This window comes from Pilosibacter sp. NGB245 (assembly GCF_057397225.1).
The window spans coordinates 2,329,338-2,341,119 of sequence record NZ_CM171584.1 but is presented as its reverse complement, the minus strand read 5'-3'; the positions used below and the strand labels follow the sequence as shown (position 1 = coordinate 2,341,119).

Annotated in this window: 10 protein-coding genes; 8 read left to right on the top strand and 2 right to left on the bottom strand. The window is 51.1% G+C overall.

Annotation, left to right across the window (positions count from 1 at the left end; genetic code table 11):
• Window positions 1-27: 27 nt before the first annotated feature.
• A complete protein-coding gene (locus tag ACXMYH_RS10635; RefSeq protein WP_118321209.1) occupies window positions 28-534 on the bottom strand; it encodes a flavin reductase family protein in 507 nt (168 codons plus the stop codon).
• 368 nt (window positions 535-902) lie between these two features.
• On the opposite strand from ACXMYH_RS10635, the gene ACXMYH_RS10630 reads away from it, so the two are divergent.
• From ACXMYH_RS10630 to ACXMYH_RS10595, 8 genes are all read left to right on the top strand, one after another.
• Window positions 903-2,426: a 4Fe-4S dicluster domain-containing protein gene (locus ACXMYH_RS10630; protein ID WP_486554859.1), complete on the top strand. Its 1,524-nt coding sequence runs from the start codon at window positions 903-905 to the stop codon at window positions 2,424-2,426.
• Between the two features lie 117 nt (window positions 2,427-2,543).
• Entirely contained in the window at window positions 2,544-3,452 is a 909-nt protein-coding gene (locus ACXMYH_RS10625) for a patatin-like phospholipase family protein (RefSeq protein ID WP_275950599.1), read from the top strand.
• Between the two features lie 80 nt (window positions 3,453-3,532).
• Entirely contained in the window at window positions 3,533-4,264 is a 732-nt protein-coding gene (tsaA, locus tag ACXMYH_RS10620; RefSeq protein ID WP_118532921.1) for a tRNA (N6-threonylcarbamoyladenosine(37)-N6)-methyltransferase TrmO, read from the top strand.
• Between the two features lie 111 nt (window positions 4,265-4,375).
• Window positions 4,376-5,803, top strand: coding sequence for a cation:dicarboxylate symporter family transporter (locus tag ACXMYH_RS10615; protein WP_486554858.1), 1,428 nt, complete (start codon window positions 4,376-4,378; stop codon window positions 5,801-5,803).
• Between the two features lie 325 nt (window positions 5,804-6,128).
• Window positions 6,129-7,871, top strand: a complete 1,743-nt coding sequence (locus ACXMYH_RS10610; protein WP_118532923.1) for a SulP family inorganic anion transporter — start codon at window positions 6,129-6,131, stop codon at window positions 7,869-7,871.
• 439 nt (window positions 7,872-8,310) lie between these two features.
• Window positions 8,311-8,457: a hypothetical protein gene (locus ACXMYH_RS10605; RefSeq protein ID WP_015554124.1), complete on the top strand. Its 147-nt coding sequence runs from the start codon at window positions 8,311-8,313 to the stop codon at window positions 8,455-8,457.
• Window positions 8,458-8,664: 207 nt separating this feature from the next.
• Window positions 8,665-9,735: a sensor histidine kinase gene (locus tag ACXMYH_RS10600; protein ID WP_215703570.1), complete on the top strand. Its 1,071-nt coding sequence runs from the start codon at window positions 8,665-8,667 to the stop codon at window positions 9,733-9,735.
• A complete protein-coding gene (locus ACXMYH_RS10595; RefSeq protein ID WP_015554126.1) occupies window positions 9,725-10,432 on the top strand; it encodes a response regulator transcription factor in 708 nt (235 codons plus the stop codon). The genes ACXMYH_RS10600 and ACXMYH_RS10595 overlap by 11 nt, the downstream gene beginning before the upstream one ends.
• A 324-nt stretch (window positions 10,433-10,756) precedes the next feature.
• On the opposite strand, the gene ACXMYH_RS10590 is transcribed toward ACXMYH_RS10595, so the two are convergent.
• Window positions 10,757-11,641, bottom strand: a complete 885-nt coding sequence (locus tag ACXMYH_RS10590; RefSeq protein ID WP_486554857.1) for a polysaccharide deacetylase family protein — start codon at window positions 11,639-11,641, stop codon at window positions 10,757-10,759.
• Between the last annotated feature and the right edge of the window lie 141 nt (window positions 11,642-11,782).

Here is an 11,782-nt window from a genome sequence, read left to right as displayed (position 1 = left end):
CACGCACGTCTGGCTGGAAACGCAGGATTATTCTCTCACAAGAACTTTTGTGATCTCCGCGATATAAACGGTGTGGTAATCTTTCTCCGGATACCATTTTTCATCGTTTTCTTTTGCGATGAAGTTCTCCGGGCGGATCTCATCCTCGTAGAGCTTTTTGCAGACGAAGACCATGTCTGCTTCCTCGAAAGCTGCTGTACCGTCAACAAAGTACGGAGTCAGACCGGCTTCTTTGACCTTATCGCAGTCACGGCCGGATTTGGAACCGCAGATGGAGAGTGCCTGTTTGTGCTCCGGCCCGTAGAAGGACAGGGTAAAGGTATCGTTCGCGTCGACGAATTTCTTTGTGTAGCGCTGCGGGCGGATATAGCAGGTGGCAACATTTTTGCCCCAGAGAACGCCGAGACCGCCCCAGCTTGCGGTCATGGTGTTGTATCCGGACTGATCGCCGGCAGTGATCAGCATCCACTCGGAACCGATCTTTGTAAAGGGATTAAAGGTGAGACTCTTGATATCAACTTCTTTGAATGCCATGGGAAAAACTCCTTTCATTGGTGGGGCAGAAACTTGTCTGCACGGAAATTTCTGTAAAGAGATCCATGCACAGGTGCCGGATCTTTTGCTGTTCCTATTATAAAAGGCATAGGACGAAAATGCAAATGGAATTCTCAGCCCGGGAAATTCCATCCCACGAAAAAACAGCGGAATACCGGCAGATAAAAACGTTAAGATCCTGCATGAATCTTAACAAAAAGGCAGATAAGCGGAAACTTGGTCTTGAAGAAAAAGAATGCCGGTGTTATATTTTTGACAAGAAAGATCTGTCCGGCTCGCTGATCCTGCGAATGTGGGAGACAGGAGATGGAAGGACGTATCAACGAAAATGTTTGGAGGAAACATTTATGAGAGGTGTAGAGACAAGGATCCAGGAGATCCGTCACCGGATCTTCCGGGAAGTAGCAAGAATGGCGTACCATACGGAATGGCCGGTGGACAAACGAATCGAGGAACTACCTTATAAGATCATTCCGGGAGAAGTTGGAAATTTCAGAAATGATGTGTTTCTTGAGCGGGCGATCGTGAGCGAGAGACTGCGGCTTGCGATGGGACTTCCGTACCGCGGGGCAGCGGATCCGGCGCCTGTCTCAACAGGGATCGAGGAGGCGGACAAACCGGAGACTTACTACACGCCGCCGCTCATCAACGTGATCAAATTTGCGTGCAATGCATGTCCGGAAAAGCGTGTTTACGTGACAGACGGCTGTCAGGGCTGCCTGGCACATCCGTGCGTGGAGGTCTGCCCGAAGGATGCCGTGACGCTTGACCGGACGAACGGAAGATCGAAGATCGACCCGGATAAGTGTATCCGGTGCGGACAGTGTGCCAATGTCTGTGCGTACCATGCGATCATCATCCAGGAACGTCCGTGTGCGGCGGCGTGCGGGATGGATGCGATCCACTCCGACATGAACGGAAAGGCAGATATCGACTATAATAAGTGCGTGTCCTGCGGACAGTGCCTTGTGAACTGCCCGTTCGGTGCGATCGCAGACAAATCCCAGATCTTCCAGGTCATCCGCGCAATCCAGACGGGCGAGCGCGTTTATGCGGCTGTGGCACCGGCGTTTGTCGGTCAGTTCGGACAGAAGGTCACACCCGGAAAACTCCGTGCGGCTATGAAAGCGCTCGGATTTGCGGATGTCTTTGAGGTTGCCATCGGCGCGGATTTATGTGCAGTCCAGGAGGCGGAGGACTTCGTGAAAGAAGTTCCGGAACAGCTTCCGTTTATGGCGACCTCCTGCTGTCCTGCATGGTCGGTGATGGCGAAAAAGCTGTTCCCGGACTACTCGAACTGCATCTCGATGGCATTGACACCGATGACGCTGACAGCGCGACTCATTAAGAAGAAACATGAGAAAGGGAAAGTTGTCTTTATCGGACCGTGTGCGGCGAAAAAGCTGGAGGCGATGCGGACTTCCGTGCGCAGCGATGTGGATTTTGTCCTGACCTTCGAGGAGATGGCGGGAATCTTTGATGCGCGCCATGTCGACATCGAAAATATCGAGGAGGATGAAGGCGGAGTCAATGCTGCATCGAAGGATGGACGAAACTTTGCGGTTGCCGGCGGTGTCGCGAAATCCGTGGTGGATGTGATCGCACAGATGTATCCGGGGAAGGAGATCAAGGTTGCGAACGCGGAAGGCTTAAAGGAGTGCAAGAAACTTCTTCAGCTCGCCAAAGCCGGAAAGTACAATGGCTATCTTCTGGAAGGAATGGCATGCCCGGGCGGCTGCGTTGCAGGTGCCGGAACGATGCAGCCGGTCAAAAAATCTCAGGTTGCGGTAAACCTCTATGCGGGAAAAGCCGGACATGTGACGAGCGACAAGACCGAGTATGTGAGCGAACTGGATAAACTGGTCGATTAAAAGTAACGATGATAAAACTTATATGGACTTGCAGAATGCGGCTTCCTTGACGGGGAGCCGCATTCGTTGTAAAATAGGAATCCGATGCCCTTTTATGATAGGAAGGAGGAAAAAACATTGGAGCAGGAGAGAAAAGAGCTTTTGAACAATGAAAGTGAAGATAGAGCAAAGAATAAGACAGGTCTTGTTCTCGAAGGCGGCGGCATGCGCGGGATCTATACCGCGGGTGTGCTCGATGTCTTTCTGGATGAGGGGCTTGAATTTGACGGCGTGATCGGTGTCTCGGCAGGTGCAGTCCATGGATGCAGTTTCCTGTCCGGGCAGCGGGGGAGAAGTATCCGGTATTATAAAAAATACTGTGCGGACAAACGCTTTATGAGCGCTGAGAACATGATACGGACCGGAAACTTTGTGGACACGGATTTCTGTTACCATGAACTTCCGGAGGTCCTGGATCCTTATGATTATGAGGCGTTCGACCGCAATAAGGAGAAAACGGATTTCTATGTGGTCTGCAGCGATGTGGAGAAGGGAACACCTGTCTACGCGAAGCTTCATGACATGAAGAAGGATATCGATTATATCCGCGCGTCAGCGTCGCTCCCGTATGTCTCAAAGTTTGTGGAGCTGGGCGGCAGAAAGCTTCTCGACGGCGGCTGTACCGACAGCGTTCCGGTCGAGGCATTCATGAAACTCGGTTTTACAAAGGATGTTGTCGTTCTGACCCGTGATCTGGAGTACCGGAAAAAGCCGGAGAATGCCTGGATGGCGGATCTTGTGTACCGGAAGTACCCGAAATTTGCCGAGGTGTTAAAGAACCGCTCGGTGGAGTACAACCGCAGCATCCGCAGGATCGAGAAGCTGGAAAAAGAAGGAAAGATCTTTGTGATCCGGCCGAGTGTACCGCTCACGATCAGCAGGACTTCGAGAAGTGCAGAGGAGATCGAAAAGACGTATCAGGTCGGAGTTCTCGACGCAAAGAAACAGATGGCTGCGTTGAAAGAATGGCTCGATATTCGCGGATGAGAATGACCTCAGAGTGTGACCGGTGAAAAACAAGACCGGGAACAGGAAACAGTCAGTGAAAAGAAGGAAGGAGAGCGCCTATGTCAGTGAAAGAATCGGGATCGGGAAATACGGATCACAGGATCCGCCCGGTTGCCAGGATCCACACGGATTTTCCGACAAAGTTCGGGATCCCCAGGCAGAGCGGCCTCACAGGAGATCTGGAGTCCCGGATCGTATTTGAACCGGAGTTTTCCAATCCGGACGCGGTCCGCGGGATCGAAGAATTCTCCCATCTCTGGCTGATCTGGGAGTTCTCCGAAAATGTGAGGGATCCGAAGAAGTGGTCTCCGACCGTCCGCCCGCCGCGGCTCGGCGGAAACACGAGAGTCGGCGTGTTTGCGACGAGATCTTCGTTTCGCCCGAATTCCCTGGGGCTCTCCGTGGTCCGCTTAAAGGCGGTGGAAACCGGGGAGAACGGAATGCCGGTCCTTGTGGTGACAGGGGCGGATATGATGGATGGGACGCCGGTCTTTGATATCAAGCCGTATATTCCCTTCGCGGACAGCCATCCGGAGGCGAAGGGCGGGTTTACGGACCAGACGAAGGAATACGGGCTCAATGTCCGGATCCCGGAGGAGTTCTTAACACTCCTTCCGGAGGAGAAACGCGCCCCGCTCCGCACCGTCCTTTCCCAGGATCCGCGTCCGTCCTACCAGGAAGATCCGGCACGGGTCTACGGGATGGAATTTGCCGGGTATGAGGTAAAATTCACGGTTTCGGGAGAGACGCTCTATGTGAAGCAGGTGGAGAAAATTCACTCTTCGCAGTAAAAAAATCCGGACTGCCGTATTTGTGCAGTTGGACAAAAACCAAAAACAAGGAAGTTAGAAAACACCAGGAGTTAAAAGAAGATGGAAAACGTATTTTTAAAGTAGTTTCTGATGATCAGCGACGTTCGGACGATCGCGTTCCTCGCTGTTCTCGCGGCTCTGTTTTATCTGATCCATGTGCTGTACCATAAAAAACACATGGATTTTGCTGCCGTAGTCATGGTTGGTACCGGACTTGGACTTGTCCTCGGCCTGGCGATCCAGTTTGTGGCCGGATTCCCGGATAAACCGATGGAAGTTGCTTTCGTCGCAGAGACGACAACCTGGTTTGCAATGTTCGGAAGCGGCTACATCAACCTGATCAAGATGATCGTTGTCCCGCTCGTCATGATCTCCATCATGCAGGTGATCATCAACATGCAGCAGGGCAGCAGCATGGCGAAGCTCGTAAAAAAGACACTTTTAGTCACGATGGGGATGGTTGCGATCGCATCTGTGACCGGTATCGTGATCGGAACGCTGTTCGGCGTCGGAAAAGGCGCAGCGATCGTGGAAGATGGAACCGCGACTGCTAAGGATATTACCCCGGTCGCTACGACCATCAAAAACCTGATCCCGGGAAACATCGTGCAGGCGATGGTCGACAGCAACATCATCGGCCTCGTTATCTTCTCCGGATTCCTGGGTCTTGCGATCTGGTGGATCAACTATGAGAGCAAGGAAGAGGCGAAGCCGTTATACGATCTGATCAACGCGGCTCACAAGGCGATGATCAATATGGCGCTCCTGATCCTCGACTACATGCCGTGGGCTGTGATGGCGCTCCTCGCGAACACGATCGCGCAGAGAGGTCTCTCCTCCATCCTGGAAGTCGGAAAATTCATCATCGCGCTTTATGTGGCGGCTGTCGTTCAGTTTATCATTCAGATCTTCTTCCTTGTGATCAACGCTCTGAATCCGGTCGTATACATAAAGAAATCGTTTGCGACCATGCTGATGGCATTCACCTCCCGCTCCAGCGTCGGATGTCTTCCAATGACGATCGAGACACTGACAAAGAAGCTTGGTGTTGACCAGGGTACCGCAAGCTTTGTAGCCGGATTCGGTACAACCGCAGGAATGCAGGGCTGCGCGGGTATCTTCCCGTCACTTCTGATCATCTATGTCTGCAACGTGACAGGAACTCCGATCGATATCACGATGATTGTGATGACGATCTTTGTCGTTACGATCGGTTCTCTTGGAATCGCCGGTATCCCGGGAACAGCCACGATGGCAGCTTCCGTCGGACTTTCCGGCGTCGGCATGGGCGCCCAGTTCGGTATGGTAAGCCCGATCTTAGCGATCGACCCGATCATCGATATGGCAAGAACCATGATCAACGTCACAGGTTCCCTGACGAATGCCCTTGTGGTGGATAAGCTGATGGGAAATCTGAATATGGATGCGTATAACGACATGAGCGAAAGGATTGTGGGAGCACGAAGTGCGGAACAATCCGGTATCAATGCTAAAACTAAAAAAGAAAACGCAGAGTAATCATAGATCCCCGCATGTGCCTGGCAGACAGGTATGTGCGGGGATTTTTCTGCCTCCATTTACCTGCAAGAAACTACGGTTGCCCGGTTCCTGATCGCGTAAGATCAGTCATCATACTGCGCATCATGTTAAAAATATATCTATTTCCGCTAAAATCCCGAAAAAACTGGACAGCTCCTTATTTTTCTGTATAATAGGTAATTGTCGGTCTTTTTACGGCTGGCGGTTATTTTTTGTTTTAAAAGAAATTTCAGGTAAATTCTTTAGAAAACAAAAAAGATCCTACTATATTTAGAACACGAAAAGAAAAAAGGAGAGTTTGAGTATGGAAAAAATACGTCCAATGTTGTTCACAACATTGAAGAAGTATTCCGGTGCCCAGCTGATGTCTGACGTCGTAGCGGGTATCATCGTAGCCATCATCGCCCTTCCGTTATCTATCGCGCTGGCACTGGCATCCGGCGTGGGGCCGGAGCAGGGTATCTACACGGCGATCGCAGCAGGATTTGTGATCTCATTCTTAGGCGGCAGCCAGGTACAGATCGCGGGCCCGACAGCGGCGTTCGCGACGATCGTAGCCGGCATCGTTGCGAGAAGCGGCGTGGAAGGTCTGGCAGTCGCTACGATCCTGGCAGGTATCATCCTTGTTATCATGGGATTCTGCCAGCTTGGTTCCCTGATCAAGTTTATCCCGTTCACGATCACGACCGGATTTACCTCCGGTATCGCGGTGACCATCGTGATCGGACAGTTAAAGGATTTCTTTGGAGTGACCTACCCGGCCGGCATGGAGACGATCGAGACGATGCAGAAGTTAAAAGCGTTTGCAGCCGGTTTCGGTACGATGAATATCCATGCGGTGATCGTTGGTCTTGTCTGCCTTGCGATCCTCATCGTGATGCCGATGATCACAGAGAAGATCCCGGGATCCTTAGTGGCAGTCATCGCAGGTATCGTGATGGTAAAATTCCTTCCGTTACAGGTCAACACGATCGGAGATCTCTACAGCGTCAGCAATGCACTTCCGGCCTTCCATATGCCGGCATTCAGCTATGACGTGATCCAGGGCTCTTTATCCGACGCATTCACGATCGCAATCCTGGCAGCCATCGAGTCCCTGCTTTCCTGCGTCGTTGCAGACGGCATGATCGGCGGAAAGCACCGCTCCAACACAGAGCTTGTTGCCCAGGGTGCAGGTAATATCGTTTCCGCCCTGTTCGGCGGTATCCCGGCAACCGGTGCGATCGCACGTACAGCAGCAAACATCAAAAACGGCGGACGTACTCCGGTGGCAGGTATGGTCCATGCGGGCGTCCTTCTTCTGATTCTCGTGATCCTGATGCCGTATGCAAGCTGGATCCCGATGCCGACGATCGCGGCGATCCTGTTCATGGTAGCCTACAACATGTGCCAGTGGAGAACCTTCGCAAGACTCGCAAAGACGGCTCCGAAGAGCGATATCGCAGTTCTTGTTCTTACCTTCTTCTTAACCGTTGTCTTTGACCTTGTCGTAGCGATCGAGGTGGGCATGGTCCTTTCCTGCCTGCTGTTCATGAAGCGCATGAGCGATGAGATGGGAGTCAGAAGCTGGCTCCATGTGGAGGAACTTGAGGAGCAGAAGCGCGACGAAGAGGAAGCTGCCAAAGGCGCGAAAAAGGCAAATGCGATTCCTTCTGTAGAGGAAGCGCAGCTGAAGGCGGCGGCAGAGGAGATCAACCCGGCAGATTTACGCCAGATCCCGATGGAGCTTGCAGTCTATGAGCTCACAGGACCGTTATTCTTCGGCGCGGCTGACCGCATCAATCAGATCACAGTGGGGGAAGGCACAAGATGCCTGATTCTTCGTATGCGTGCAGTACCGGCGGCGGACAGCACGGCCATGAACTCCATGACAGCCCTCTATGAGCGCTGCAAAAAGAACGGCGTGACTCTGATCCTGTCCCATGTCAACGAGCAGCCGATGCGCGCGATGGAGAAAGCCGGATTCGTTGATCTGGTGGGCAGAGAGAACTTCTGCAGGAATATTGAGGAAGCCCTTGACCATGCGGACAAGATGCTTGAGAAGTAAATAAGGCGCGGAGGAAGATTTTTCTGCGCAAAGCTGAAAAGAGCTGTGTGACTATATTTGGGTCAGCAGCTCTTTTTAGCATATGTAGGGAAGCCCAGACTGCAAAAATTAAATTATATTTTTGAAAAAGTCTGTTAAGATGACGCAAAACGTGAAAAAATACATACAAAAGTTACGAAAATCCTGACGAAATATATTGTACATGTTATTTGCAAAATTCGTGTTAAGGAGAAAAAATAAGCGATTAAGCGGCGGCTAAAAAGCAGGTAAAAAGGTAGCGGGGATAAAAATTCTGTGATATATATGGTTCGACTTAAAAACAGGAGAGAAATTTCATCCTGTCAGATTAAAAACATCCCGAAAAAGAAATTTGGCAAAGATTCTTTGCAGGAAACAAAAGCGGGGTGGATATAAAAGAAGAGTTTGGGAGGTCTATATCATGGCTAATTTATTTTCGATCCTTTTCATCATCCTTGTTGCAATTGTAGGCGGTATTCCGACCATCGTGATCACGGGTTATATTCCGGTCATGATCGCTCAGAAGATTTATAGAAAAGTGAAGTACGGATATTCTTTATATCGTTAAAATAAAGGGATGGTTGACTGGCTGCTTGAAAAACCGGCAGTGAAATCTGAACAAATATCATTAAGACGGGTGACTTTTCGGAAAATTATCTGCAATCTTAACACGATTTTAGCAGAAATTATGTTATAATGAATCCAAAAGAAGAACAAGTGATAAGAATGGCAGCAGTTGTTCTTCATGGATCATAAAAAAACCGGAGGTTCCCCTATGAGCACAAAAGTCAGATCAGTGTTAAAGAACAGCGGGATCGCGTTCGGGATCCTGGGAATCGCGACAGCATTTTGTTTTCTTGTCCAGCGGATCTCAGAATCAGACACGCACGTCCCGCTGTTGTTCGTTTTGGCGGTGCTGTTTGTGTCCCGCTTTACGGATGGATATGTTTATGGAATCGTCGCATCGATCATCGCTGTGTTCGGCGTGAACTATGTATTTACGTTCCCGTATTTCAAACTGAACTTTGCGATCACAGGATACCCGCTGACCTTCGTTGCCATGCTGGCTGTGGCCTGCAGCGTCAGCGCCCTGACGACCCAGATCAAGAAACAGGAGCAGATGCGGCTGGAGGTTGAGCGGGAAAAGATGCGCGCGAACCTTCTGCGGGCGGTCTCCCATGATATCCGCACCCCGTTGACGGCGATCGTCGGTTCCGCGTCCGGGATCATCGACAACTATGACGCACTCTCTAAGGAAAATATCCTGGAACTCCTTGAGGACATGAAATCCGAGGGTCAGTGGCTCGTCCGGATGGTGGAAAACCTTCTTTCCATCACGAGGATCGGGGATGGAACCGCCAGGATCAATAAGGAAGATGAACTGGTGGAGGACGTGATCAGCGGAGCGATCACGAAATTCAGAAAACGATTCCCGGATATCGAGATAATCCCGAAAGTGCCGGAAGATGTCCTGTTTGTGCCTATGGACGCGATCCTGATCGAGCAGGTGATCGTAAATCTCCTGGAAAACTGCGTGCTCCACGCGGATGGTATGACAAAGATTTGGTTGATCGTGACGGAGGACGGGGACCAGGTGAAATTCTCCGTTGAGGATGACGGTGCCGGAATCGAGGAGTCCGTTCTTCCGAGAATGTTCGACGGAAGTTTCCAGTCGGAGGACGGAAAAGAGAGCGATTCCAAGCGAAATATGGGAATCGGACTTTCGGTCTGCATGACCATCGTAAGAGCCCACGACGGAATCATGAAAGCAGAAAACAGAAAAGAAGGCGGTGCCAGAGTGATGTTCTGGCTGCCGAAAGGAGTGGACACGGAATATGGAGATTAAAGACAGAGTGCTGGTCGTGGAAGACGACAAGAGGATCAGCAATTTCATCAAGACAGTGCTGGAAGCGAACAATTACGATGTGATCGTCGCGCAGACGGGAGCGGAGGCATACAGCATGGTGACCTCCCAGTGTCCGGACGTGGTGATCTTAGACCTCGGTCTGCCGGATATGGACGGCATGAAGATCTTACAGGGCGTGCGGGAATGGTCCGCGATGCCGGTGATCGTTGTGTCGGCGAGAACCCATGAGAGGGATAAGGTGGAGGCGCTGGATCTCGGAGCTGACGATTACATCACGAAGCCTTTTGGAACATCCGAGCTTCTCGCAAGGATCCGCACCGCGATCCGTCACACAAGGTCTGGGATCCCGAATCAGCCGGGCGGACAGACGGGAGTTTTTAAATCCGGCGGATTGACCATCGATTATGACAAGCACCGCGTGTTTATCGACGGTGTGGACGCGGGGCTGACCCAGAACGAGTATAAAATTGTGAGTCTTCTTGGAAAGTATGCCGGGAAAGTCATGACTTACGACTATATTATTAAAGAGATCTGGGGACCGAATATGAAGAACGATAACCGGATCCTTCGCGTGAATATGGCGAATATCCGGAGAAAGATCGAGAAGAATCCGGCGGAGCCGCAGTATATTTTTACAGAGGTTGGCGTCGGATACCGGATCGTGGAGCCGGATTAGGACAGGATGCCGCGTTGCAGCGGAAAGGGAATAAGCTATGGTAAAAACACCTGTTGTGTCTTCTATAAATTTAGAGGGCAGCAGGTGCTTTTTGTGTAATAGGGAATTCCCTATTACACAAAAGGCACTAACGTGCCAATGATGCGCACTCGCGCGAAGATGTAGATTGTCGCAAGCGACCGCGCGAGGCGCGAGATATGCCAAGGCCCATTCTTATTTATATTATATGTTCGAATGAAAGTTACGTTTACAGGTGCTGCCGGTATGCGTGAAAATGTCAGCTTTCGCTGTATGAAGCTGGTGAACACTGCAGACCAGGGAATTTTAAACTTGCTGAAATTGTTGTGTGGCAGCAGCCTTCCGGACAAGTTCATCCAATGTCCCGAACCGGTAGCCCATCTCCTCCCACTTCGTCAGCAGCTCATCGAGGATCGCCGCGTTTGTGGAGGAAGTACTGTGCAGAAGCACGATGGCACCCGGATGGATGCGGCCGAGAAGTTTTTTGAACGCTTCCTCCTTTGTGGGCTGCTGATCCTGATACCAGTCCACATAGGCGAGACTCCAGAAGAAGGTCTGATAGCCGAGAGCTTTTGCCATCTGAAGATTCGCTTTGCTGTATTTTCCCTGGGGCGGCCGGTAGTATCTCCGCATGGTCTCTCCTGTGATCTCTGCGTAGCTTGTTTCGAGGCTTGAGAGCTCTTTCGCGAAGCTTTCCGGATCGCTGATCTTCGACATGTCCGGGTGGTGGTATGTATGGTTTGCGACAATATGCCCCTCGGAGACCATGCGTTTTACGAGGTCCGGGCTGGTCTCCAGGTAGTTTCCGACGACGAAAAACGCGGCGGGAACCTGATGTTTTTTCAGGGCGTCCAGGATCATGGGGGTATTGCCGTTCTCGTATCCGGCGTCGAAGGTCAGGTAGATGACTTTCTCGCCGGAAAGATCGGCGTACCAGGTGTTGTACTGCTTTAATTCATCTGCCGTGGCGTTAGCGACAGGCGGTTTTCCATCCTGCTGGAATGAGAGTCCCCAGTTTCCGTCCGCAGATGCCGGGACTGACGGAATGACGGTGGCGGCGAAAGCGCCGAGGACATAGGAGAGGGGGAGTAGGATGAGAGCCAGGAGAAGTGCGGCTGGACGGCTTCCTGCGAAAATCTGGTCATGATCGCGCGGAAATTTTTTTAAAAGACAGAAAAATGGAAATTTCATGAAATGATATCCTTTTCATGTGGTTCCAGAGACGTGCAGATGTCTCATGGAACTGCTTTTTATAATATATTCCACCCCAGATATTTGTATTCCATCGCAAAATGTGGTAAGATGTGTTGGTGCGCGTAAAGCTGCCGGTTC

What these genes read in the sequence shown, in the direction of transcription:
- tsaA (WP_118532921.1), top strand. Translation starts at nt 3,533, where the DNA reads ATGTCAGTGAAAGAATCGGGATCGGGAAATACGGATCACAGGATCCGC.
- ACXMYH_RS10600 (WP_215703570.1), top strand. Translation starts at nt 8,665, where the DNA reads ATGAGCACAAAAGTCAGATCAGTGTTAAAGAACAGCGGGATCGCGTTC.
- ACXMYH_RS10615 (WP_486554858.1), top strand. Translation starts at nt 4,376, where the DNA reads ATGATCAGCGACGTTCGGACGATCGCGTTCCTCGCTGTTCTCGCGGCT.
- ACXMYH_RS10605 (WP_015554124.1), top strand. Translation starts at nt 8,311, where the DNA reads ATGGCTAATTTATTTTCGATCCTTTTCATCATCCTTGTTGCAATTGTA.
- ACXMYH_RS10610 (WP_118532923.1), top strand. Translation starts at nt 6,129, where the DNA reads ATGGAAAAAATACGTCCAATGTTGTTCACAACATTGAAGAAGTATTCC.
- ACXMYH_RS10590 (WP_486554857.1), bottom strand. Translation starts at nt 11,641, where the DNA reads ATGAAATTTCCATTTTTCTGTCTTTTAAAAAAATTTCCGCGCGATCAT.
- ACXMYH_RS10635 (WP_118321209.1), bottom strand. Translation starts at nt 534, where the DNA reads ATGGCATTCAAAGAAGTTGATATCAAGAGTCTCACCTTTAATCCCTTT.
- ACXMYH_RS10630 (WP_486554859.1), top strand. Translation starts at nt 903, where the DNA reads ATGAGAGGTGTAGAGACAAGGATCCAGGAGATCCGTCACCGGATCTTC.
- ACXMYH_RS10595 (WP_015554126.1), top strand. Translation starts at nt 9,725, where the DNA reads ATGGAGATTAAAGACAGAGTGCTGGTCGTGGAAGACGACAAGAGGATC.